This window comes from uncultured Psychroserpens sp. (assembly GCF_947501425.1).
Classification (GTDB): domain Bacteria; phylum Bacteroidota; class Bacteroidia; order Flavobacteriales; family Flavobacteriaceae; genus Psychroserpens.
On record NZ_CANMVN010000002.1, the window covers coordinates 92,636 to 117,163 of the forward strand.

Consider the following 24,528-nt stretch of genomic DNA (forward strand, 5'->3'; position numbering starts at 1 on the left):
GTTAAGGCAATAAAAAAAATATCGAATGAAAATAACACTTAAATTCTCAATAATCGGACTTATACTAAGCGCGTTGGTTTGTTGTCAGAAAGCTGAGAAAAACTACCACCAAAATATAGAAAAACATACCGACGACATTTTTGACAGCTTAGTGAATATTAAGCGAGATCTGCATATGTATCCTGAATTATCAGGAGAAGAAAAGCGAACCTCTAAAATTGTTGCAGAATATTTGAAAGGTTTAGGATTGGAGGTCATTACAAACATATCTGGCAATACGGTAATTGGCATTTTAAAAGGTTCCAAGGAAGGAAAGAAAATAGCATGGCGAGCAGATATGGATGCCATTAAAATAGAAACCCACGATACTCTTGATTATCATTCTCAAAACAAAGGAATTGCCCATATGTGCGGACATGATGTCCATACAACTATTGGATTGGGTATTGCTAACGTTTTATCAAAACAAAAGGAAAATCTTCAAGGCACTATATACTTTATTTTCCAACCATCTGAAGAAACATTTACAGGCGCAAAAGATTTAATTGATAATGGCCTTTTTGATTTAATTGAACCTGATGAAATTTACGCGCTTCATATTGGTCCAGCTGAAAAAGGCACTATCAATACAAAGGCAAAAGAACTATTTGCCTATCAAAAAAGTATTCAAATTAAATTTGAACCCGATACCAATGAAGAAGACATTACAATGTTTCTAACAAAGGTAATGCAAGGGTTTGTAAGGAATACGCCAAACAGTGAACCATGGTCTCTTGACTATTTATCTGATCCAAAAATAGGATTGGAAAATAAAGAATCTATTTATAAAGACTACTTTATTCTACAATACTCCGGAATTGATAAAAGAGAGGATTATGTTTCATTCAACGCTCATTTTCTTGAAACCAATAAAGAAAACACCGATAGTATTCCACAACAAATCAAAAGTAAAATTCTAAACTCAGAATTTAAAAACTCATTGATTTCAGTAGCATATACTTCTGGTAACCCAACAGTTTATAATGATCCTGAATTGACAACAATTGGATTGCAAACAATTGACAGTTTATACAATACAGATCTAATCAAACCAATTTATGGGCAAATACCTTACTTTAATGAGGACTTTATTTATTATCAACAACACGTTCCGGGTGTGATATTTCTTTTGGGTGGCTCAAATACGGAAAAAGGCATTATTTCAATGGCTCATACACCTGATTTCGCTGTAGATGATGATACCATAAAATATGGTGTGAAGTATTTTTCATCTCTAATTTTAGAAAGAACAAACAGTAAATAGCTCATTGTTCTGAAACCCTTATTTGGAATTTCTATTGCTAACGACCAATTGTTTCCATTTTGTTTTATTAACTTTAATAATTCAACCTGCTTTTCGATTGACTTACACAGCCAAAAACATATATGATTAAAGGACTCTACGAAACTCATCTATTTGTTGAGGATCTCGATCGTTCGATTGAGTTCTACACAAAAACACTCGGATTAAAACTATGTCGCTATGGCGCTGAACGAAGAACAGCCTTTTTCTGGATTGGAAAAGATAAGCAGTTTATGTTAGGGCTTTGGGAAAAACCAAAAAATCAGATAGATATTCGGCATTTTGCCTTTGAATGTGAGCCAGAATGGATCTTAAATGAGTCTGTTAATTTTTTAAAATCCCGTAATCTAAATTTTTGGAATTTTCTAAACGATGATACAGAGCAACCAATGGTATTTTGTTGGATGCCAGCTATCTCTATATATTTCAGTGATCCAGATGGACACGATCTCGAATTTATTGGGATTCTGCCTGGAAAACCTAAATCTGATGAAGAAAAGCGAGTTGTTACCTACGAAGAATGGCTTAAAATAAAAGATGATTAAAACAGCATACAACGACTCTAACTACAAGTTATAAAATAGAAACATGAGGATATTTAATATGATAGTTTTGATGTTATCATTTAGTTTTTGTTTCTCTCAACAAATGACTAAATCTGAATTCAAAAAAATTATAAATAATTCAATAAAGGAGAAAAGAAAAGGAGAAAGAAGAGGTTCATCCACAAGTCACTACAATATACTTTCAAACAACAAAGACAGTATTTTTTTTAAAACAAAGAAAGTTGAAATTTTCACAAGTCAAGCTGCAGCAAGACAAAAAGGACTATGTAGAACTATTGAATTAGAATTTTTAAAAAATAGGCAAATTATATTCTATGACAGTCAAAGTTGTAATGAGCCTTCTAGTGGTCTGATTCCAACTAGAAAAAATCTATATAAATATAAAATTAAGCAAATCAATAAACAATTATATATCTATTTTAAAAATAGTTTTAACGAAATGAAATTCAAGGTTGTTTCTGCCTCAAGAAAATTACTAAATGGAAAAAATTATTATGAAATTGAAATGGAAAGAATTAAATAAAACAAGTTATAAAATGTATTGCTTCTTTTCTAACCTTTCGGAATAGTTCCTACATTTTCAATGCCTTTTAATTTATTAATTTAGATTCTGATTAATCAGCTTTCTTGTTATCAGACACCACATAAAATAAGAATACACTAATTAAAATAGAGCAGAAAAAATAATGACAATAACACACAAGTAATAAATTGATTCTAAAACACAATTAAATCATATGTCAGCACTAGGTGAATTATTTATCTGGATTATATATGCCCTACTCTGTATTCCTACACTAGCCATCATTTTAATATTGATTGCAGATAGAAAGAGACACAAAAGTAAACGATTGATTTATCTCCTAATATCACTGCTACCAGTATCATTATTTGCTTACCATCAACATAGTGAGCATCGTCAACAAGAACTCAAATATGTTGGTGTATATTATCTCACTACTTACCCAAGTTGCAACTCTTGTACACTTCATTTAAACAAAGACAATACCTATGAAGTACATCGCGATTCTACTAAAATTGAACACGGAAATTGGTCCTATCGCAGTGGTAGTGATTATTGGATTGTAGATATCGGTGAATCTGGGCAATTGGGAAGTGGGAACTATACCTATATAACTTCTGAAAATGGACACTAAATCTAAAATTATATGAAAAATATCTATATCCTTCTTTTAACATTAATCTGCTTACCAGTTTCTTCACAATCTAAAAACAATGATTTAGACCTCATCAAAATATGTATTCAAAATTATTTTGATGGCTATATTGAACGTGACATAGTCAAACTCAACAATGCCTTTGATACTGAAAACGGCACAATGAAAGTCCCAGTGAATATCAATGGAAAAATTACGGCTTATGAAAATAAGTATTTTAAAGACCTAATGCCGCAATGGGGAAGTCGAGATAAATTACCTGAAGCTGTTTTAAACAATTGCGCGCTCCACATTCTTAATATAGATATCGATAATAGTAAAATAGCAACTGCTAAGATCAGCATGAAAGTTGATGACATCACATATATTGACATTCTATCGCTTCAGAAAATAAATGACAACTGGAAGATCACTAATAAAATGTACTATGTATCAACTAATTAAAAAATTAGTATTGATTTTTGTAGTTAATAGTTTGAATTTATGATTACTCGAAATAATTCATAATTGTAGTTAGAACTCCTCAGCACCATACAAACTAGGCAAGCTGATTTTGAATCGTACAGCAAGTAATCTTACGATGATCACTATCAATCCAGCAATGACGAAAATAAAATTGGTATCAGCTACAAATTCACGTAATAAGAAATATGAAAAACCACCTAAAATACAAGGTGTAGCATAAATTTCCTTTCTAAAGATTACTGGTATCTCATTACATAAAATATCTCTGATCACACCACCAAAACAAGCTGTCATGGTACCCAAAGCTATACAAATAATAGGATGTAATCCTGCTACAATACCAGTTTCAATACCAACCACTGTGTAGAGTCCGATACCAATAGTATCAAACAAAAAAAGAGAGCGACGTAAATAGTTTATTTGTTTCCGAAGTAAAACCGCAAAGAATGCAGCTCCTAAAATAACATACACATAAGTCATGTTGGTCATCCAAGACACTGGGTGAATTCCAACCATTACATCTCTTAGAGTTCCACCTCCAACTGCTGTTACAAATGCAATGATTACTACACCAAAAGCATCCATTCGCTTATCCAGAGCAACTAACACACCTGAAATAGCAAAAGCTATGGTTCCTAAAATATCTACAACTTGAAAAAACATGGTTTACTTGAATAATTCGAGGCAAAAATACTTTGCAATTTTGGGATTTCTTTAAATATGAAGAAAAATTTGGCTTTCGTGATCCCGAAACCAATTTGGGATAAGCGATTCACACAAGTTTTGAAAAACAAAACTTGGTTCTTTACTAATATTGAGATCCCGAAACCAATTCGGGATAAGCGATTCACACAAGTTTTGAAAACAAAACTTGGTTCTCTGCTTACATCCCTTGGGTATAGTAATTATAATCTTTTAGAATCTTATCGATAAATTCAATATCGGTGTCATTGAAATCTTTAATCTCAATCACTTCAATAATCTTCTTTCTCAACTTAGTCAATGTTGCATAATCCTTAGAAGCTTTTGCTCTAACAAAAGTCTCTTTTATAATACGAGCATCATTATCTGACAACCTAATTACATTAGGATATTTGGGCACATAACTATCGTCTAATTCTTCTAGAATGGTATGACTTATATTAACGTTATTTTTTAATGTAATCACAGATGTTCCAGCTGTCATATCACCCAATCGCTGACTCTTTTTACTGGTAACAATAGTGACTAATGCTACTAGACCGGTTAACATATTAAGGTCTATAATTCTAAAAAACCAACGAATAAGATAATCAGCTAAAGAGGCCTGATAGCCATCAATTTTAACCACTTTAATCTTCATAATACGCTTTCCTATGGTTTGACCATCAAGAAAAGTTTCAAAAATGAGCGAGTAAAATATAACTGGTAAATAAAACAAAAGAAATATAGCAATTTGCGACCATTGATCCATATCATCGATAAGGTCATATATATCAAATAAATTAAACATAATTTGATAAGCTACTACGATGTAAGCGATTTTAATAATCCAATCTATAATAAAAGCCAATATACGCTCACCTACACTTGCTGCAATGAAATTTATATTAACGTTTTGTGTCGTATTTATTTGTAACTCTACCATTAATTGCTTTAATTTGAATGCGTATGAGAGAAGTTGCTTTTATTAAACAAAATAAAGAAAAATGGCTCAATTTCGAAAAGGCTATTTTTGGAAAAACCCTAAAAAATCCTGATGAATTAGCATCTCTTTATATACAATTAGTAAATGACCTGTCTTACGCTCAAACTTACTATCCCAAAAGTAAAACAATTCTTTATTTAAACAACCTGGCAGCCAAAGCTTTTCAAAAAATTTATAAAACGAAGCGGGAAGACACCAATAGGTTTGTGCATTTCTGGAAGGTTGAAGTTCCTCTTATCGTCTATGAATACAGGCGTTATGTGTATTATGCTTTTGCCATATTTTTAAGCTTTGTGGCTATTGGAGCCTTGTCTGCTGCTCATGATGATTCGTTTGTGAGACTTATTTTAGGTGATAGCTATGTCAATATGAGCTTAGAAAACATCAAAGATGGTGATCCTGTTGCTGTTTATAAAAGCGGTAGTAATTGGGGCAGTTTTATTGGCATTACTCTCAATAACCTTTATGTAGGAATTTGTTCTTTCATTTTTGGTGTTATTGGTGGTTTAGGAACAGCTTACTATATGTTAGTTAACGGGATCATGGTTGGCGCATTTCAGTATTTCTTCTATCAGGAAGGTGTGCTCTGGGAAAGCGTTAGAGGTATTTGGATTCATGGGTCTATGGAAATATTTGCTATTGTCATAGAAGGCGCAGCAGGATTAATTCTTGGAGCCAGTATCTTATTTCCAAAAACTTATTCCAGAATGATCTCTTTTAAAATGGGAGTGAAAAATGGTGTGAAAATTTTAATTAGCACTTTTCCATTTACCATTGCTGCAGGATTTTTAGAAGGTTATGTTACACGATATTCTAACACCATGCCCAATTGGTTATCGGTTGGTATTATACTATTTACATTGAGTTTGATCTCTTATTACTATTTGATCTATCCATTTATACTCAACAAAAAAATTAAAAAAACATATGCAACTATATAAATCTAGAGGTTTTGGAGAATTCTTTCAGGATACTTTTGCCTTTCTAAGAGAAAACGGAAAACATTTTTTTAAACATTTTTTTATTGTCAATGGTATTTTCCTGTTGATCTTAATGGTAATGACCTACTTCTTTAGTAAATTCTATACCGATGTTGTTTTTGGAAGCCTCGTCTATGGCAATCAAAATGCATTTGATCAATATTTGAACCAGAACTCAGGAATTTTTATTTTACTGTTATTTCTCTTTATTCTAGTTGCACTAGTTGCTGCTGTCATTTCCTATTCATTTGTACCTATATACTTAAAACTATATACTGAACGCAATGGCAAAGAATTTACAGCTACAGATATCATCAACGTTTACAAAGCCAATATTGGCAAGATCATTATATTTTTAGTTTGCGGTATCCTTATTGGTATCCCATTGATGGTATTTGTAGGGCTCCTAACATTTATACTCACCATTACTATAATTGGTCTTTTAATGCTTCCTCTTGTTGCTGGAGGCGTTAGCTTGTATTATCAGGGAACACTCATGGAATACCTCAATAACAAGAAAGGAATCTGGGAAAGTTTTGGTTACTCATGGAAACTCATGAGCTCAAAGTTTTGGGCTGCTATTGGATGTGTTGGAATCTTTTTTCTAATGAGTTATGTGGCACAATATATTGTAGCTATTATTCCTTACTTCTTCGGAATGGTTAACATCCTTACAGAGGTTCAGCCAGGTGTTAATTCAGATCCGCAAGACTTAGGCAAATCTATGATGGTCATGATGATTGTTGTTTTTATGCTCTCTTTTTTGGTAAGCAGCTTATTAGGTGTGATAGTACAGCTTAATCAAGGTGTGATTTACTACAGCTTGAAAGAAGATAACGAAAACATTAATACTAAAAGTGATATTGATCTCATAGGAACTGGTGCGTAATTATATCCATTTACATATCATCTTGTTGTTCTTCGGAATATCGCTTAACTCCAATGCAGCTGGCTTAGAGAAGATCATCCATTTTCAAACTCCAGATCAGGAAGTCATTGTGGATACAGAATCTATGGAGAAACGCGAATACAATGATCTTAAGGATAAATACAATGGTAACGATTTCATTTATGAGCGCTCCACAGAAAATTCAGGTTGGTGGACACGTTTTAAGCAATGGTTAACAGATTTTTTTAAAGACCTGTTCAATATTAATACAGATGCTAGAGCTGCTGATATTACAGACATAATACTAAAAGTATTCTATGTCGTCATTTTTCTCCTTGTCGTGTTCTTTATTGTAAAAGCCATTATCAACAAAGAAGGAAATTGGGTATTTGGAAAATCGTCAGATAAAAGCATTATTCCTGTTACCGACATAGAAAATAATATTTACGAAGCCGATTTTAAATCGCTCATTCAAAATGCTGAAAAAGAAAACAATTACAGATTAGCCATACGATATTACTATCTGTGGTTGCTGAAGACGCTTTCCGAAGCAGAAATAATAGATTACGATGTAGAAAAAACCAATAGCGATTATTACATCGAAATTGAAAAAGAGGAGATGAAAAAAGATTTTTCGTATACCTCATACCTCTACAACTATATATGGTATGGCGAATTTGATATTGATGACAATCAATTCAATAAAGCCAAAGATGCGTTTACTCAATTTTTAAGATCACTTTGGACATGAGTAAAACACTAAAAATATACATCGGGATTTTGATATTGCTTTTTGCAGGTATTTTTGCTATTGAGTTATCGACACCAGAACCTATCAATTGGCAAAAAACCTACAATGAAACTCAAAAGATTCCATACGGTACTTTTATCTTCTATGAAGAGTTGAATGATCTATTTCCAGAGAGTAAAGTTCAGGATATTAAAATGACCCCTTACGAATTTTTTGATGATTATTACAGTTGGGAAGACTCCAGTTACTTAACCACTGGAACTTACATGCTTATTGATGATTATTCTGATCTGGACAATACTTCAGCGCAAGAATTATTAGACTTTGCATCACATGGAAATGATATTTTTATTTCTAGTAATTACTTTCCAAACCGCTTATTAGATTCGCTTGGTTTTGATACACGTAACGATTACAGCTTTGAAGGCAAGGCACAATTTACATTTACAAATCCTACATTTAGAAACGATTCAATTACCATAGAAAAAGGCCTAAGTAATATTTATTTTTCTGAAATAGACACCCTTAACACAACGGTTCTTGGTCATCAGAAATTTGCTGATTCTACATATACTAACTTTATTAAAACCTCATGGGGAGATGGGAATTTCTTCATTCATTTACAACCTATAGTATTTACAAATTATCATTTACTTAAAAATTCTAACCAAAAGTATGCCTCCAGTATAATGTCTTATCTTGGAGATGATACCATATATTTTGATTCTAGAAATAAGGTTGGTAAAAATCTTGGAAATTCACCATTACGCTTTATTAATAGCCAACCTCCTTTGCGTTGGGCATGGTATTTAGCTCTTATTTCCATTGTCTTGTTTATGATTTTCAATGCCAAACGAAAGCAACGCGTAGTTAAAGTAATTACACCTTTAAAAAATACTACTGTAGATTTTACTAAGACCATTGGTAATTTATACTATGAAACCAAAGATCATGACAATTTAATAGAAAAGAAGATTACTTATTTCTTAGAATATATACGTAGAGTATATTATTTAGATACTCAGCTATTGGATGATAAGTTTGTTAAAAACCTATCGTTAAAGTCTGGAAAAGATGAAGACGATATAAAAAAATTAATTAATCAGATTGTATATTTAAAAGCTAAAACAGCATGTAATGAAAATGACCTGCTCAGACTAAATAAAGCTATTGAAGATTTTTATACCACATAAATTATGGAACATTTAGACGACAACCAAAACGAAGATTTAACACCAAAGAACGAACAATTTGATGAGTCGTTATTAGGAGATCCTAGTGCATTAGAGCCTACTGAAACACCGCAAAGTCCTGAAACGACTGATAGTGACATCAGTTTTAAAAATCGTATTGATTTAACTGAACTTCAAGAAGGTATCGCCCTAATCAAAAACGAAATAGGAAAAGTCATCGTTGGTCAAAAAGGAATGATTGATATGCTTATTGCTTCAATCTTAGCTAACGGACACTCATTAATTGAAGGTGTTCCTGGTGTGGCAAAAACCATCTCTGCAAAATTATTAGCCAAATCTTTAGATATTGGGTTTAGCAGAATTCAATTTACTCCAGATCTCATGCCTAGTGATATTTTGGGTACATCGGTCTTCAACATGAAAAACTCAGAGTTTGAGTTTAAAGAAGGTCCTATTTTCTCTAATATGATTCTTATTGATGAAATCAACAGAGCTCCAGCAAAAACACAGGCCGCTTTGTTTGAGGTTATGGAAGAACGACAAATTACTATCGACGGACAAAAATTTAAAATGGATTTGCCGTTTATTGTTCTGGCAACACAAAACCCTGTAGAGCAAGAAGGTACGTATCGTCTACCAGAAGCTCAGTTAGACCGTTTCCTGTTTAAAATTGATATTGATTATCCTAATGTTGATGAAGAAGTGGAAATTTTAGTTAGAGAACAAAATTTACAAGGCAATATTAAAACAGATCAGGTTACAGCACACTTAAGTAAAGAACAGATTAATACATTCCAAAAGCTGGTAGATCAGGTCATTATAGAATCACATCTTATCAAATATATTGCAGATATGATTGTCAATACTAGAAACAATCCGTTTTTGTATCTAGGAGCCTCTCCAAGAGCATCCATTGCCATTTTAAAAGCCAGTAAAGCATTTGCGGCTATGAGTGGAAGAGATTTCGTGACTCCAGAAGATATCAAGAGAGCTGCAATACCAGTATTACAACATCGTGTTATTGTAACACCAGAGCGTGAAATGGAAGGCGTAACCACCAAACAAATTATTAAACAAATTATTGAAGCTGTAGAAATCCCAAGATAATCAAGACCTTTGAAACGTATTAAACCTTTTTATTTACAAAACAGATTTTTCTATGCTTGCATAGCCATTATGGTGTTGTTTGTTGTGAGCTTTATTTTTCCAAGAGGTTTTGCCGTTGTCAAACTATTACTCCTACTTCTGGTCACACTTACCGTATTAGATACCATTATACTTTTTGCAGCTAAAAATGGTGTTAAGGGTAATAGATACCTGCCAGAAAAATTTTCAAATGGTGATCAGAATTCTGTCAATTTGGTGATTAATAATTATTACACATTTCCCGTTTACATCAAGATCATCGACGAAATTCCAGAGCAATTTCAAGTCCGTGATTTTAGTATCACCAGAAAATTAGAGGCATCAAGTACTTCAGAAATTGAATACAAATTAAGACCAGTAGAACGTGGTGAATATCACTTTGGAAAATTAAATATCTATGTCACTTCAGTTTTCGGTTTGGTAGCTAGACGCTTTTCATACGATGATAAAGCTATGGTACCTACTTACCCTAGTTTTATTCAACTTCGGAAATATGATCTCATTGCTATTAGTAACAATCTACATCAATACGGCATAAAAAAAATACGTAAGATTGGGCATACTATGGAGTTTGAGCAAATCAAAGATTACGTATTAGGTGATGACCTGCGAACTATAAACTGGAAAGCCACAGCCAAACGAAATCAGTTGATGGTCAACCAATTTCAGGACGAAAAATCACAACCAGTCTACTCTATTATTGATAAAGGTCGTGTGATGAAAATGCCATTTGACGGCCTCACATTATTGGATTATGCCATCAATGCGGCTTTAGTCATTTCAAACGTAGCACTTAAAAAACAAGACAAAGCAGGTATATTGGCATTTTCTAAAAAATTAGAAAACATAGTCGTTGCCGAACGACGTACCTCGCAAATGAATCTCATTTTGGAGACACTTTACAATGTAAGCACAGATTTCTTCGAAACAGATTACAGCAGGCTTTATGCAGATGTCAAACGAAATATCACACACCGAAGTTTGATGCTATTGTATACTAATTTTGAGACACTAGACAGTTTACACAGACAACTACCTTATTTAAAAGGTATTGCTAAAAACCACTTACTGGTAGTTATTTTCTTCAAGAATACAGAACTCAACACCATAATTACCGAAAAAGCCGAAACTGTTCAGCAGGCTTACGACAAAGTTATTGCCGAAAAATTTGCTTTTGAAAAACGATTGATCGTCAATGAGCTTCAAAAATACGGGATTCAATCTATTCTAACCTCTCCTGAAGATCTAACCATTGATACTATTAATAAATATCTCGAGATCAAGGCACGAGGACTCTTATAAAACCTCTGATAACATAACATGTCGTATTCAATTTGTTTTATTAAATTAGTTAAATCAAAACATGAAACTACTGCTTACAATACTTATAATTATTTGATATATGGATATCACTAAATTAAACCTAAAAATAGATAAGAATTCTAAACTCAACGATCTCTATCTGCAGTTTCAAAAACTTTTGAGTGAACTTCGGAAAAAAGAACTTTCAGATACTTTAGTCTCATCCATAAACAAAGATATAGAAGCGCTTCAATTAACCACTACTTCTGAAAACACACTGAAAAAGCAGATAAAAACACTACAAACCAGAGTGATAAAAAACGTTGAAAAAGCATCTAAAATTGTACCTAAAAATTATTATCGAAACCAATGGTTAGCATTAGGAATGGCTGTATTTGGAATACCAATAGGAGTGGTATTTGGATTAAGTATGGGTAATATGGCTTTTTTAGGAATTGGCCTTCCTATCGGTATGGCAATAGGTACTGCTATTGGTGCTAGTATGGATAAAAAAGCATTAAATGAAGGACGGCAACTTGATATTGATATCAAATTCTAAGTTTAATTTGATTATAACAAAACATCTTTTTTACAATTCAGTCATAAAAACTGACAATTCGGTTAGTCTCTTTATGTAAAGTTTTCAGTTCGTTAGATATTTGAACTATCAATAACAAACGAACCATTAATCATTAATCAATACTATTATGAAAACTTTATTCTTAACAATCGCATTAACACTTGTATCTACTTTAGGATTTGCTCAAGACAACAAAGGACAAACCATTACAGTCACTGTAGAAAACTTTTTAAGTAACGACGGAAAAGCAGTCATCTCTTTACATACCTCTGACACCTTTATGAAAGGTGCTGGAGTACAAAACTTAGAAGGTAAAATAATAGATGGAAAAGCGACTTTTACTTTTGAAAATGTTGCCTCTGGAGATTATGCCATCATGGTACTTCATGATAAAAACGAAAACAACAGAATGGATTTTGAGGAAAACGGTATGCCAAAAGAAAGCTATGGAACATCAAACAATGTGAGAAGTTTTGGTCCTCCAGTATACAGTGATTCAAAATTTGAAGTTAAAGACGAAGATCTAAAATTAACGATAAGACTTTAATACCTTAACTCATCAATCAAAACGTTAGTCAATCTCTAAAAGAACCTTTAATCAGAAGGTTCTTTTTTTTGCTACCAGTACAACCTAAACATGACATTAGGTGTAAAACCAATTGAGAATTTATCTATGACTTCAATCTCACTGTTAAAATCATTATTGCCTAAATACTCTCTACTGATCAAATTGGTCTTATTGTAGATATTTCGGATTGAGAAACCAACCTTAGCTCTTAACTTACTATCTCGTGAAAATTTAAATCTATAAGTTGACGAGAAATCAAGTCTGTGATAATCTGGTAATCGTTTCGTATTTATTCCATTATTAAACTCTAATCCGTCTGTAGCTTCAGTAGCTTCAGTATATGGTTTTCCGGTTTGCCATCGCCATGCCAAAGCCACTTGAAAATCAGATTTTTTATAACCTATTGATGCAGTAATAGCATGGATTACATTAGAACGCGATGTAAAAAAAGCTTCATTATTTAAATTTTTGTAGCGACTTTCAGAATTGTTAAACGCATAACTCACCCAAGAATTAAATCCATTAAAGCGCTTTCTTAAAAACAAATCAATCCCGTAAATTCTTTGTTCACCAATATTGAATTGACTACCATTTGGATTTAAAAATCCAAACGACAAAGCTGTGATGTTATCTAATGTCTTATAATAATTATCAACGTCTAAGGTCCATCCATTTCTTGTGTAAATAAATCCTGCAGACACCTGCTTGCTGTTAATGATAGGAAATTCGTTACCATTAGCCAATCGCCACAGCCTGTTCTCCAAAGAGAGATCACTAATGATAGTTTCATCTATTTCACTAATGATTTGATTTTTTATTTCTCCTGAAATTTGAAGTTTAACGTTTTTGAAAAGCTGTTTGTACATCAGCAATCGTGGCTCAAACCTAACCGCATTCAATTCGTCAAAATAAGTAGCTCTTAATCCGAAGGACAGATCAAATAACTTTGGGTTTTTATAGTCATAGTTTCCATATAAACTGTGTGTTCTAACTACTGTTTTATCTTCATCTAAAATAAACTGAAGATTGGTAGTATTCAAAAACGCATACGCAACATCTTTGACTACATATTGGTAGCCAAGGGTTATTATGTTATTATCATTGATTATTTGCTGTAATTCGGTTGAAATTCCAGAATCGAAAATAATATTACGTTTTTCAAAATCTGAAACTTGCGTGCCATTTTCCGAAGTAATAAAATTATAATTCAGTTTATAGTCTGAAAAATAAGCAGACGTATGTTGTGCTAGCTTAGTATTCCATTGCGTAGACCAACCCAAACCATAACCTGTATTTTTGATCGACATTTGGTCATTAAAGCTTTCGTTAGTATTTGACTGATTAACTGTATAATCAAGAGTATTGTCAATAGCAATCATACTGGCATACAAGCTATTTTTTGCGTTTAGCTTATAATTTAATTTAAGGTTGTAATCTAAAAAGCTAAAATCGTTATCTGGATTATCTCCATTTTGAATTTTAGTACTCTCAAACACTTTATCAGCCAATCTGTCAAAGGTGTAAGATTGATATAAATTGGTATAACTGGATCTCAAAGACGCCTGAACTCCCAATTTATTTTTGATAATAGGAACTTCGACAAACGCATCTGCATTAATGCCATTAAACCCTAACTGCGCTTTCACATCGTTTTCTATAGCTGTATTAGTAGTCATTGATATTACACTCGATGCGCGTTCACCGTAACGTGGATGTGAGCCTTTATTAATAAATGTTACAGCTTTGGTAGCATTGGGATTGAATGGTGAGATCATTCCAAAGAGGTGTCCTTTATGATACATGTTTATACCATCCCAAATGAGACGATTTTGATCCATGTGTCCGCCTCTAACTAAAAAACCAGAGGCTGTTTCATTTGGACTAACAACTCCTGGTAACAATTGAATACTTTCCAGCACATCAGGCTCTGTTAAACCTGGTAAAATCCCCAAGCTTCTGGGATCAATCTTAAAGGAGGCGTCCTTTTGTTTGCTTATCCCTTTGGTAAGGTAACTATTGAGAATTATTTTATCAAGCTCTTGTATATACACCTCATCTCTTGCTTGATTGACAATGATGTAACGATTTACAACAAGCTCAAAACTTAGACCAGTTTTTGCTTCAACAGTTCTTAAAAGTTGAGATAACGACCGCTTTTCTTTTGTTAAGTTGATCGTTGTATTTGCTATGATGGCATCCTGATAAGAAAACCTGACATCATACACATCTTCAATAACTTCAAAAGCGTCCTTTAAAGTGACATTATTAAATTGAATGTAAAATTTAGCCTCTTCTTGCGAAAAGGCTAAAACGGGTAGAATTAGTACAATGCTAATAATCAATTTTTTCACTTTGAGCTCAAATAGATGTTTCGGTTTTCTTTTACAATATATCGTATTTGTAAAGGTTTGAATACAGTTTTTAATGCTGTGTCCAGATCTTTATGTGTAAAACTACCTGTAAAAATTATATGCTGGTCTATAGTATCTGAATTGACTGTGACATTGTATTGCGCCTCTAAAGCAGAAATCACATAATGCAAAGGCACACTTTTAAAACTACTCTCGCCATCTATCCACGTTGGCTTATTCTCAACAACTTCCCATAGCTCGGCCGTATGACCATTTATGCGTCTAAAGGACTTAGAAGGCAATAGTATATGGTCCTCTCCTTTTGAATTGACACTCACTTTTCCTTCAAAACAAACCACCTCAAAAAGCTCGTTGACAGTATTAACATTAAACTGCGTTCCTAAGACGCTTACATTGCCATTTTCAGTAGTAACAGTAAACGTACTACCTTTTTTAACTTTAAAATAGGCTTCACCTATTAGGTTGATAGTTCGCTCAGAAGCCCAGTTATCTTCATCATAGGTTAAGGTAGATTTGGAGTTTAATATCACTTCAGAACCGTCTAACAAAGCAATAGTGCGTTGTTCACCAAAACTAGTTTCGATAGTAATTATATCATCTCCCAAAATAGTGAACAACCCAAAAAACAATACCACAGAAGCCGCAATACCAATAAGCCAGGTTTTTGCATGCAATGGTTTGACCTTGGACTCTTTTTGCGAGATATGCGCTTTGATCTTTTTAAATGAAGCAGCTGTTGGTGTATCTAAAACCTCATGAGCGTCAATCCCTTTTCTAATTTTGAGATAGGCTTTAAAATCAGATTCAGATACCAGAGCTTTTAGCTCATCATCAGAAAGATCTCCTGCTAACCATTGGGCCAAAAATGTATCTTTTTCGTTATGTAAATGTTGCTCTTTCATGACTTTCTTATTAATAGGACAACTACAACCTGTAAAACCCTACTTTAAATTTAAATATTTCCAATATCGCGTCTAATAACTAACAATGCCAAATGCATTCGCTTCTCAACTGCTTTCACTGAAATGTTTAATTGCGAGGCAATATCTTTGTATGTTTTCTTTTCGATACGATTGAGTAGAAATACTTCTTTTTGCTTCTCAGGAAGTGAATTAATAGTGCGCTCCAGCTTATCCATAAACTCGTTCTCCAGCATGATAAATTCTGGCGACTCGTTAGTGGTAGGATTATTAATTCCCTGCTGATGTTTTCTCACTACCTTCTCATGTTTGATCATATTTAAAAAAGTATTTGTAGCTACCGTGTACAGATAACTTCTTACTTTTTCATGGTTGACCTTATTACAATTATCCCAGAGTTTTATAAATGTCTCCTGTAATATGTCTTCGGCTTTATCGATATCCTGAGTTTTAAAAAAAATAAAGCGTCTAAGATCTTTTGAATACTTTTGATATATAGTTTCAAAAGTTTTAGAATGACATACACTATGTTGATCTTTAGACATTGTTTGGTTTGGTTGTGAACGTTTCAAAACTAAATAAAAAAAAATTAGAGAAAAAAGTAGGGTATTTTTTTTGAGGGTTGTCTTAGTTATGATTAATCGACAAAAACATATTTAATCTTAAAAAATTGCTATGATGAAGAATTTCAAACTATTGCTTTTAAGTTTTGCCTTAATAGCTGGTGTTTTAACCTCTTGTACTAATAATGAACCTGTAGTAGAGCAACAAAACATTCAGGAAAGCGAAGCTATCACAACCTCACTTGGTGAATTACAACTTCAATTCAACTCTGAAGGTGATATGATTCCAGATGAAAATCCTGCTGGAAATATTGTTCTAGATTTCTGCTTCGATTTTGTATACCCTTTAAATTTATCTTACAATACTGGAACTACAGTCACTGTAAACAGCCTTGAAGATCTCGTTCTTATAATGATCAATTCTACAGATGAGCTCTATGTGAATGGCATTGAGTTTCCTTTTGATGTAGAGACTTATAATGATGATTCAGATGCTATAGAAGTAGTAACTATTAACAATGAAGACGAATTTATTGATCTTTTAGAAGATTGTGATTTTGACGACTCTGATTGTGAATGTTTTGAAGTATATGACCCTGTTTGTGTTGAAATAACTGCACCAGATGGCCAATCCTTTGTGGTTACCTATCCAAATGCATGTTATGCACAATGTGATGGTTTTACCCAAAATAATTTTATTGAAAACTGTGAGGACGATTATAATGGTCCTGGAGATATTGAATGCTTCGAATTTGTTTTCCCAATAACTATTATTACTGATGATGGTAATACTATTGTTGTGAATTCTCAGGAAGAATTAGATAATGCACTTTACAACGCCTATTACTTCGATTTTGAATATCCTTTCGAGGTCGCACTATTTGATCAGGCTGAAGTAGTAACTATAACTAGTGATGCGGATTTTGAAGCACTTTTAGAGGATTGTTATGATGATTATGATGACGATTGCGATTGTGAAAATCAAGCAGGTCCTGTTGTTTGTGTAGAATACGAAGAAGACGATGGTCAGGTGTTCGTCATTCCTTTTCCAAATGCATGTTATGCAGAATGTGAAGGCTTTACTCAAGAGGACTTTGTTGACTGTGGAGATGTCTCTGAATGTGAAGAATGTTTAGATGAAGCGATAGATCCTGTATGTGTTCAGTATGAAGACAACGGACAACTAATTATAACGGTTTTCCCTAATGCATGTTATGCAGAGTGTGAAGGCTTTACTCAAGAAGATTTTGTAGAGTGTGATGATAATAACAATCCATCAGACTGCTCTGAAGAAGATGTTGAAGGATATTTGGTAGAATGTCAGTTTTGGACTGCTACCATTGATGATATTGAATTCACCTATGTGTTTGGAAGCGATGGTACGATCAATGTAAGCCAAAATAATCAATCAGTTGCCACAGGAACCTGGGAGGTCTTTGCAGAACCTGCTGGTGGTGTGGGTGTTGAAATTAGTACTAACTCAGGTAACCTTAATAGTGTTTGGTTATTCTTTGATTGCGATAATCCAGATGGTCCCGAAGTAGAAAGTGTTGAACCATGGGTATCTAACATTACATCGGGCTGTGAATAAAACCCTATTTAATTGAATTTAATTAATAAAAAACCCTTCAGGATTACTCTTGAAGGGTTTTCTTTGCTCAGTACAGAGAAACTACACACTCTGTCCTAACCACGCTTTCATCATCCAGACTGTTTTTTCCTGTTCAGTAATAAAATCACTCATCATGGCATTGGTACCTTCATCATTTGCTTCGTCGGAAACGTCTAAGATTTGACGCTCGATCTTGAGCAACTCGGTTAATGAACTTACAATGAGTTCAACCGCTTTTTCATCTTCGGAAATGTTCTTCCCTACTGGCACTTTAGCCGCTTTAGTGTAATCTTCAAACGTATGCAATGGTGTTACACCAAGAGTTAAAATACGTTCTGCAATCTCATCAACTTTTAAATTGGCATCTGTGTACAGTTCTTCAAACTTAGTGTGTAAGTCAAAGAATCGCTTTCCTTGAATATTCCAATGGATACCTCTTAAATTTTGATAATATATTTGAAAATTAGCCAATAAATGATTCAAATCACTTGCTATGTCTTTTGTTTTTTTGGAGTCTAAACCGATACTATTTAATGTCATTTGTTATATTGTTTTTGTTTATACAAATTTAATTTATAATTAATAAAATTTATTATAGTTTTTATAGATAGTTTTTATATTTTTATAGTCTAAATGAATAACTATGACAATCACACAATTACATTACGTACTAGCAATAGCCGAACATAAAAATTTTACTAAAGCCGCAGAAAAGTGCTTTGTTACGCAGCCAACCTTGAGTACACAAATTCAGAAATTGGAAGAAGAATTAGACATATTGATTTTTGACAGAAGTAAAAAACCTATAGAATTAACAGATGTTGGACGAAAAATAGTTCAGCAGGCAAAGAATATTGTGAACGAATCAGACCGCATCCAAGATATTGTTGATCAGCAAAAAGGATTTATAGGTGGCGAATTTAAAATTGGTATCATACCTACTATAATGCCAACCTTATTACCGATGTTTCTTAAAACCTTCATTAAAAGATATCCAAAGGTCAAACTAAAGATCGAAGAACATACTACTGAAGAGATTATTGCAAGAATTCAAGATGGTCATCTCGATGCTGCTATTGCAGCAACACCTTTAGAACACGAAGCTATTAAAGAACGTGTATTATACTACGAACCTTTTGTAGGCTATATTCCTGATGATCACAGACTAAAAGACAAAAAGAAAATTGATGTTTCAGATCTGGATATTAATGACATGTTACTGTTAGAAGATGGTCATTGTTTTAGAGATGGCGTGATCAATCTTTGTAAAGCATTTAAAAGTCATGACGATGACCAGTTTCAATTAGAAAGCGGAAGTATAGAAACCTTAGTAAAACTATCTAATGAAGGTTTAGGGATGACTCTACTACCCTATCTAAACACCTTAGACCTTAATGAAAAAATGGTTAATAAATTACACCATTTTAATGAGCCTTCACCAGCCAGAGAGGTTAGTATTATTTATCACAAAAGTGAGCTAAAGATGCAAATTATCGATGCTTTACATAATGTGATCTCAGGGATTATAAGAGGTGCAATCGCCTTTCAAAATGTTGAGATTATTAGTCCGATAGCAAAATAATAGTAGTACAACTTAACATACAGATATAAAAAAAGCGACTCGTAAGTCGCTTTTTTTTTATGGTTTTAATAAGATTAAACATTGATTTAATTCTGGGTTTTGCAAAATTAAAGATTTGATGTAAATCTTAAGCTCTTCAATTTCATAAGGTAATAATCGTTGAAGTGCTTTTTGTAATTCTTTGCAAAACAATGTAGCGTCAAAGCTTACTTTTTTAAGTATAGTTTTAGTATACTCAAACATTGCTCTTGCCATTTTTTAATTGGGTTTAGGGTTTCTAAGTAGATTTGTTATATAAGCGATTATTTTTTAATTACGATTCTAAATTTAGTAAAAAAAATGATTGCTCAGACGATGGGTCTAAATTTTAACAGCCAATAATTTGTTAAATCATTCCAGATCTACCTGTAAAAAACTAATTAAACAATTCTGAAAACCTAGCGTTTCACGATCTTCAAGGTCTCACTTTTTGAGTTAGAAAACACCTTTAAAAAGTAGAGTCCTGCCTTTAATTGACTAAGATCTAATTTATATGTATTGGTGTCAACGTTTGTGCTTAACATAACTCTACCATTTATATCATACATAGTTGTCGACTCTATAACTGTATCACTTTTGATGCTAAGGAAATCTGTTACTGGATTTGGATGCACTCGTGTGTTCAATTTGGTAAATTCGTTTGTGCTTAATTGTTCTTCGGAAACTTCTGTTGTGTAAGTATTAGTAATGATTGGTGCATTAAAATCGAAATAAATTTCAGCTTGATTTGAAAACGTATCACCAAGAACTAAACTTTCCAAAGTTTTGATCTTGTAAAGAACATAGCCATCATTATTAGCATCGTCAAAAGGTAAGTTGATGTTTTCAAAAATGAACTCTACTTCATTTTCGGTATTTATTCGTGTATAATATTCATGGCTTCCATTAAGAGGTGCCAAAGAATTGACATCAAATTTTGTAGCGTCAATTGTATTCTTAATAACAATATTGGTCGCATTAGCTGTCCCTAAGTTTTCAAATCGGATTAAGTAATGTACATACTCACCAACGCGTTCTGGTAAGATGTTTTCGCCTTCCAAACATCTGATATCATTAGGATCAAAAGAGTTGACCACAATTTGTTTTAATCCGAAATCGTTATTATCTGGTGTTTCGTCAATTGCATTGGAGCTTATTAAAACTTCAAAATTCAATTCATGATCAGCATTTAAAGGAAAATTAGTATCGGTAGGTGTATTCAAATTAAAAGTCGCTACTATTTCTCGAGTTTCAAAAGGCACTAAATCTATATAATCCCAGGATAATATATTATTGACATGTCCATTTTCTGAAGGAACAGAAGACAAATACTGCATATAATCACTATCAAAACTAAAATCAAAGTCTAATGTTCCAGACAAGACGGTATTCCCAACATTTCTGTACACTATTTTATATTCTGAATCAAAACCAGGAACTGCATCAGTAATTGGAACAATAAATACTTCTAAATCATTATAAATCCCATTTGGTGTGAGGCAAAAATCTTGATTATATAAACTTCCGTCCGAAGGAAAATTCAAGGTTACAACTGATGGAGAAATCGAATAATAATTAGGGTTGTCGAATAATGGTGTAAAGGTATAAGAGCCTTCATTGACCGAAATATTATAATGCCCTGTGCTATCTGCAGTGTATATTTCCTCAGTTATACCATTACCAATACTAAACTTTAAGCTTGAATACAAATTATCGTTCACATCACAACCATCCAAATTCATATCAAATCTTGTTACTCCCTCTACGATATAATAGTCACCTCCAGGCGTAAAGGAACAATAATTATTCACTAAACAATTATTGATACTATATTGTGTTAAAACGTTTTGAATGTCATCTAGTTGATTGGCATCTGCACAAATAAAACTAAGGTTTACAGAGCCTTCTAATTGCAAATATTCCTCGAGACCATTTTTTAAATTTAAGGTTTCAATTGGTGTACTTATTAGATCCAAATACAAAATACCATTAGGACTTTCTATAACACTACTAACGTCTAAATCTATAACTGGATTACCTTCCAAAGATATCTTTTGACAATACTCCAATGCACTTATATTTAGTTCACTTAGGTTACCTAAAGGAAAATAAAGATAGTCTGCATGAATAAGTGCATCAAGATTGACAGTTCCAAGCGGACCATTACCTCCTTCTAAAATCTGAACACTTTCTAAAGATTCTAAATTTAAATCTATCAAGTTTGTTTCATAAACTTTTATTATATCAGCGTTCACCAGATTACTTAAATCTAATGATTCCATTGGATTATTGTCTAAAAGCAAATCGCCAATAGACGTTAAAAAACTAAGATCCAAATCAACGATATTATTATGTCTTGCATAAAAATCTGTTACATTCGAAAAATGCTGAATACCTTCAAGCGATGTAATATTTTTGTTAGATATATTTAAAAAACTCACAGCCAAAGCTTCATTAAGTTGAATTTCTCCGTCATTATTTGTATCCACATCAGTTAATCCATTAGAACCACCAATAAAAGCCACATTATCATTCACCAAAGCATTTTTAAAATTCGCATCTGGGATATCAATTATTTGAGCTGTTAAGCATTCAAGTGTAAGGAAAAGTAGTAAAAAAGTAATTTTGATTTTCATAAAGCAAGAATTAGTAGTTTGTTTCCTATAAGATGTGTAACAATAGAAAAGGTTGCGTAGTAAACGCAACCTTTTTGGTTTATTCTTAAAAGTAAATAACGTTTAAAAACGATTATCACCATCTAAAAGATCTCCTAATCCGCCAAGGATACTACCTTCGCCTTTACTGTTGCCTCCTCTTGGTATTGAAGACACGATTCGTCCTGCAAGTCTACTAAATGGTAACGATTGTATATAGACTACTCCAGGTCCTTGAAGCTTGGCAAAAAACAAACCTTCACCTCCAAAAACCGTATTCTTAATACCACCAACAAACTCAATATCATAATCAATGTCTTGAGTAAAACCAACAATACATCCTGTATCTACGCGTAGAGTTTCACCTGCTTGCAATTCTTTTCTTGCCATAGTGCCTCCTGCATGGACAAAAGCCATACCATCACCTTCCAGTTTTTGCATAATAAATCCTTCACCACCAAAGAGTCCGCGTCCTAATTTTTTAGAAAATTCTATACCAACGCTCACGCCTTTAGCAGCGCAAAGGAAAGCATCTTTCTGGCAAATAAACTTACCTCTGTATTCTGTGAGGTCAATAGGAACAATTTTTCCTGGATATGGTGATGCAAATGAGACATTTCGTTTTCCTGTTAGGTCATTATAAAATGCTGTCATAAATAAACTCTCACCTGTGAGGATACGTTTTCCTGCACCTAATATTTTTCCTAAGAAGCCTTTGTCTTTTTGAGAACCGTCACCAAAAATAGTTTCCATTTTGATGCCGTCATCCATCATCATAAAACTTCCTGATTCTGCAATAACCGCTTCTTGAGGATCGAGCTCTATTTCAACATATTGCATTTCTTCGCCGTAAATACGGTAATCTATTTCATGAGCATTTCTATTGTTATAATCTGGTAATTTTTCCATTGTAATAGTATTTTCGTTTTAAGGTTGATTTATGTATTGGTTGTCTCATTCATGGTTTTGTTACAAAATTGAAAAATCCAAAAATCATAACTACTTAGTTTAAAGTAACATTTTAAGATTTCACCTTGAGTGTCCATTCAAAATTAAAATCAGATACTTGAACACCTTCTTTATTTATACCTTTAGAATTCAGCACAACGGTTTGTCCTTCACCTGTAGCGATAGCATTTTTGATGGCCTCATCTACTTTAGCACCTTGATCACAGGCAAAAGTGATTCTTCCTGTAGCCTTTTTGGTAAACGACGCATTATTATTGGCTACCAGCATGGAAATATTTTGTCCGCTTGCTTTGATTTTAGACATTACTAAAGCACCTGTGGTCAACTCGGCTGCCATACCTTGCACAGCCCAAAACATCGAATTAAACGGATTTTGATTGATCCATCTGTGCTTCACAGACACTTTACAAGAGGTGTCATCTAATGCTGTTGTACGCACACCACAGAAGTAAGCAGCTGGTAATTTGAATAATAGAAACATATTGAGTTTTCTAGGCGAAATGGTCATATTTACAGGATGTTTCAGCTAAAATATTGAAAATAATCGACATAACCATTTGTTAATATTATGTTAATTTTTAGTACTATGCGTAACATAATACCTGTTTTTAGACATATATTTGTATAAGAAATTACTATATGTTTTAAAATCATGCCAAACAATCATCAAAAAAACATCGCAACCTTCATCCATCTATCAACCTTTAGTAGGTTTTTAATTCCGTTAGGAAACTACATCGGACCAATAGTGATATGGATGGTAAACAAAGACAAATCAGAATTTGTAGACACTCATGGAAAGCAGGCTATTAATTTTCAGATCAGTATTCTATTATATACGTTGATTATTGGAACACTTACCATTCCGTTTTTCATTTTTAAATTTTTCAACGGATTGGACTTTATAGATTTTCATGGATTTCATGATTTTCATATTAATGTTGGAGAACCTTCTCCCCTACTGTATATAACAGGCGGACTTGGATTTTTAGCTATAATTGGATTTATCTTGGAGTTAGCATTTATAGTTATTGCAAGTTTAAAGGCCAGAGACGGAGAACTCTATGAATATCCATTAACCATAAATTTTCTAAAATAAAAATATCATCAATTAACCATCATCAATCAAATCTCCTTTGCAAAAGCTTCGGAGAATCAATCAAAAAATGAACAGTTTCACTTTAAAATCTC

26 protein-coding genes are annotated in these 24,528 nt (G+C 33.0%); 16 read left to right on the forward strand and 10 right to left on the reverse strand.

What is annotated here, in order from left to right:
• Positions 1-25: 25 nt before the first annotated feature.
• The 5 genes from Q0951_RS02940 (at position 26) to Q0951_RS02960 (ending at position 3,530) form a co-directional block, all read left to right on the forward strand.
• Positions 26-1,303: a M20 family metallopeptidase gene (locus Q0951_RS02940; RefSeq protein ID WP_299334057.1), complete on the forward strand. Its 1,278-nt coding sequence runs from the start codon at positions 26-28 to the stop codon at positions 1,301-1,303.
• Positions 1,304-1,425: 122 nt separating this feature from the next.
• Positions 1,426-1,887, forward strand: coding sequence for a VOC family protein (locus Q0951_RS02945; protein WP_299334059.1), 462 nt, complete (start codon positions 1,426-1,428; stop codon positions 1,885-1,887).
• Positions 1,888-1,990: 103 nt separating this feature from the next.
• On the forward strand, positions 1,991-2,431 hold the full coding sequence (locus Q0951_RS02950) for a hypothetical protein (protein WP_299334062.1): 441 nt from the start codon (positions 1,991-1,993) through the stop codon (positions 2,429-2,431).
• Positions 2,432-2,645: 214 nt separating this feature from the next.
• Positions 2,646-3,065, forward strand: coding sequence for a hypothetical protein (locus Q0951_RS02955; protein ID WP_299334064.1), 420 nt, complete (start codon positions 2,646-2,648; stop codon positions 3,063-3,065).
• A gap of 12 nt (positions 3,066-3,077) precedes the next feature.
• Entirely contained in the window at positions 3,078-3,530 is a 453-nt protein-coding gene (locus tag Q0951_RS02960) for a nuclear transport factor 2 family protein (RefSeq protein ID WP_299334065.1), read from the forward strand.
• A 69-nt stretch (positions 3,531-3,599) separates the two neighbouring features.
• Here Q0951_RS02960 and Q0951_RS02965 read toward each other — a convergent pair whose 3' ends face one another.
• On the reverse strand, positions 3,600-4,214 hold the full coding sequence (locus tag Q0951_RS02965) for a trimeric intracellular cation channel family protein (RefSeq protein WP_299334067.1): 615 nt from the start codon (positions 4,212-4,214) through the stop codon (positions 3,600-3,602).
• 220 nt (positions 4,215-4,434) lie between these two features.
• Complete coding sequence (locus Q0951_RS02970) at positions 4,435-5,178, reverse strand: RDD family protein (RefSeq protein ID WP_299334070.1); 744 nt, start codon at positions 5,176-5,178, stop codon at positions 4,435-4,437.
• A gap of 23 nt (positions 5,179-5,201) precedes the next feature.
• Between Q0951_RS02970 and Q0951_RS02975 the strand changes: the two genes are divergently transcribed.
• The 8 genes from Q0951_RS02975 (at position 5,202) to Q0951_RS03010 (ending at position 12,626) form a co-directional block, all read left to right on the forward strand.
• Complete coding sequence (locus tag Q0951_RS02975) at positions 5,202-6,179, forward strand: stage II sporulation protein M (protein ID WP_299334072.1); 978 nt, start codon at positions 5,202-5,204, stop codon at positions 6,177-6,179.
• Positions 6,166-7,107 carry a hypothetical protein gene (locus Q0951_RS02980; RefSeq protein ID WP_299334075.1) on the forward strand — a complete coding sequence of 314 codons (942 nt, stop codon included), beginning with the start codon at positions 6,166-6,168 and terminating at the stop codon, positions 7,105-7,107. Before Q0951_RS02975 ends, Q0951_RS02980 begins: the two co-directional genes overlap by 14 nt.
• Positions 7,100-7,858, forward strand: a complete 759-nt coding sequence (locus Q0951_RS02985) for a DUF4129 domain-containing protein (RefSeq protein WP_299334077.1) — start codon at positions 7,100-7,102, stop codon at positions 7,856-7,858. The genes Q0951_RS02980 and Q0951_RS02985 overlap by 8 nt, the downstream gene beginning before the upstream one ends.
• Positions 7,855-9,051, forward strand: coding sequence for a DUF4350 domain-containing protein (locus Q0951_RS02990; RefSeq protein ID WP_299334079.1), 1,197 nt, complete (start codon positions 7,855-7,857; stop codon positions 9,049-9,051). The genes Q0951_RS02985 and Q0951_RS02990 overlap by 4 nt, the downstream gene beginning before the upstream one ends.
• A gap of 3 nt (positions 9,052-9,054) precedes the next feature.
• Positions 9,055-10,158, forward strand: coding sequence for a MoxR family ATPase (locus Q0951_RS02995; protein ID WP_299334081.1), 1,104 nt, complete (start codon positions 9,055-9,057; stop codon positions 10,156-10,158).
• 9 nt (positions 10,159-10,167) lie between these two features.
• Entirely contained in the window at positions 10,168-11,499 is a 1,332-nt protein-coding gene (locus Q0951_RS03000) for a DUF58 domain-containing protein (protein ID WP_299334084.1), read from the forward strand.
• A 100-nt stretch (positions 11,500-11,599) separates the two neighbouring features.
• Entirely contained in the window at positions 11,600-12,058 is a 459-nt protein-coding gene (locus Q0951_RS03005; protein WP_299334087.1) for a hypothetical protein, read from the forward strand.
• A gap of 148 nt (positions 12,059-12,206) precedes the next feature.
• Entirely contained in the window at positions 12,207-12,626 is a 420-nt protein-coding gene (locus Q0951_RS03010; RefSeq protein WP_299334089.1) for a DUF2141 domain-containing protein, read from the forward strand.
• A gap of 71 nt (positions 12,627-12,697) precedes the next feature.
• Here Q0951_RS03010 and Q0951_RS03015 read toward each other — a convergent pair whose 3' ends face one another.
• Genes Q0951_RS03015 through Q0951_RS03025 form a run of 3 tightly spaced genes read right to left on the reverse strand, consistent with a single transcriptional unit; the run spans position 12,698 to position 16,484 of the window.
• Entirely contained in the window at positions 12,698-14,998 is a 2,301-nt protein-coding gene (locus Q0951_RS03015) for a TonB-dependent receptor (RefSeq protein WP_299334091.1), read from the reverse strand.
• Positions 14,995-15,921 carry a FecR family protein gene (locus tag Q0951_RS03020; protein WP_299334094.1) on the reverse strand — a complete coding sequence of 309 codons (927 nt, stop codon included), beginning with the start codon at positions 15,919-15,921 and terminating at the stop codon, positions 14,995-14,997. The genes Q0951_RS03015 and Q0951_RS03020 overlap by 4 nt, the downstream gene beginning before the upstream one ends.
• 50 nt (positions 15,922-15,971) lie before the next feature.
• Positions 15,972-16,484, reverse strand: a complete 513-nt coding sequence (locus tag Q0951_RS03025) for an RNA polymerase sigma factor (protein WP_299334096.1) — start codon at positions 16,482-16,484, stop codon at positions 15,972-15,974.
• Between the two features lie 130 nt (positions 16,485-16,614).
• Between Q0951_RS03025 and Q0951_RS03030 the strand changes: the two genes are divergently transcribed.
• Positions 16,615-18,093: a hypothetical protein gene (locus Q0951_RS03030; RefSeq protein ID WP_299334099.1), complete on the forward strand. Its 1,479-nt coding sequence runs from the start codon at positions 16,615-16,617 to the stop codon at positions 18,091-18,093.
• A gap of 81 nt (positions 18,094-18,174) precedes the next feature.
• Here Q0951_RS03030 and Q0951_RS03035 read toward each other — a convergent pair whose 3' ends face one another.
• Positions 18,175-18,654, reverse strand: coding sequence for a Dps family protein (locus tag Q0951_RS03035; protein WP_299334101.1), 480 nt, complete (start codon positions 18,652-18,654; stop codon positions 18,175-18,177).
• A 103-nt stretch (positions 18,655-18,757) separates the two neighbouring features.
• Between Q0951_RS03035 and Q0951_RS03040 the strand changes: the two genes are divergently transcribed.
• Positions 18,758-19,696, forward strand: a complete 939-nt coding sequence (locus tag Q0951_RS03040) for a LysR substrate-binding domain-containing protein (RefSeq protein ID WP_299334103.1) — start codon at positions 18,758-18,760, stop codon at positions 19,694-19,696.
• 57 nt (positions 19,697-19,753) lie between these two features.
• Here the strand turns inward: Q0951_RS03040 and Q0951_RS03045 are convergent, their stop codons facing one another.
• From Q0951_RS03045 to Q0951_RS03060, 4 genes are all read right to left on the reverse strand, one after another.
• Positions 19,754-19,951 (reverse strand): hypothetical protein, encoded by a 198-nt coding sequence (locus Q0951_RS03045; RefSeq protein WP_299334106.1) that lies wholly within the window; start codon positions 19,949-19,951, stop codon positions 19,754-19,756.
• 182 nt (positions 19,952-20,133) lie between these two features.
• Positions 20,134-22,350 (reverse strand): T9SS type A sorting domain-containing protein, encoded by a 2,217-nt coding sequence (locus Q0951_RS03050; RefSeq protein ID WP_299334109.1) that lies wholly within the window; start codon positions 22,348-22,350, stop codon positions 20,134-20,136.
• A gap of 102 nt (positions 22,351-22,452) precedes the next feature.
• Entirely contained in the window at positions 22,453-23,277 is an 825-nt protein-coding gene (locus tag Q0951_RS03055; protein WP_299334112.1) for a TIGR00266 family protein, read from the reverse strand.
• Between the two features lie 112 nt (positions 23,278-23,389).
• Entirely contained in the window at positions 23,390-23,845 is a 456-nt protein-coding gene (locus tag Q0951_RS03060; RefSeq protein ID WP_299334114.1) for a DUF4442 domain-containing protein, read from the reverse strand.
• A gap of 144 nt (positions 23,846-23,989) precedes the next feature.
• Between Q0951_RS03060 and Q0951_RS03065 the strand changes: the two genes are divergently transcribed.
• Complete coding sequence (locus tag Q0951_RS03065) at positions 23,990-24,436, forward strand: DUF4870 domain-containing protein (RefSeq protein WP_299334115.1); 447 nt, start codon at positions 23,990-23,992, stop codon at positions 24,434-24,436.
• Positions 24,437-24,528: the final 92 nt, after the last annotated feature.